General features: G+C 71.7%; 1 pseudogene. It reads left to right on the forward strand.

What is annotated here, in order from left to right:
• Positions 1-711: pseudogene (locus tag A9X03_RS19165) on the forward strand (zinc-binding dehydrogenase); the annotation flags it as partial.
• Between the last annotated feature and the right edge of the window lie 66 nt (positions 712-777).

A 777-nucleotide genomic window follows, 5' to 3' on the forward strand; every position in this document is an offset into this window, starting at 1 on the left:
TTCGCTTCCCACGTGACCACCCTGGCCGACCTCGTCGCGCCCGTCCCCGACGCGCTGCCCGACGGCGAGGCGGCCGCGTTCGGCATCGCCTACCTGACCGCCTGGCATTCCCTGTGCGAGGTCGGGCGGCTGGCCCCCGGCGAACGCGTGCTCATCCACTCCGCCACCGGCGGCGTAGGACTGGCCGCCGTTTCGATCGCCCGGATGCTCGGCGCCCGGATCTACACGACGGCCGGCTCGGACGCCAAACGCGAAATGCTGCGGAGCCTTGGGGTCGAGTACGCCGGCGATTCCCGCAGCGTCGATTTCGCCGACGAGATCCGCGACCTCACCGACGGCTACGGGGTGGACGTCATCCTCAATTCCCTTCCGGGCGAAGCGATTCACCGCGGTGTCAAGCTGCTCGCCCCGGGCGGCCGGTTCATCGAGCTGGGCAAGAAGGACGTGCACGCCGACGCCGGGCTGGGGCTGGCGGCCCTGGCGAAGAGCGCGTCGTTCGCCGTGGTCGACCTGGACCTGAACCTCAAACTGCAACCGGCACGCTACCGCCGCATGCTCGCGGACATCCTGCGGCATGTGGCGGAGGGCCGCCTGCAGGTGCTCCCGGTCACCGAGTTCGGCCTGCAGGACGCCGGCGACGCCTTCGCGCTGATGGCCTCCGGGCGGCACACCGGCAAGATCGTCGTCTCGATCCCGGCCGGCGGCCGCCTCGCCGTCGGGCAGCGCGTCGGGGACGGGCGCGACGAGGTCGGCCAGGGTGGTCACGTGGGAAGCGAA

This window comes from Mycobacterium sp. E1715 (genome assembly GCF_001667625.1).
Taxonomy (GTDB): Bacteria; Actinomycetota; Actinomycetes; order Mycobacteriales; family Mycobacteriaceae; genus Mycobacterium.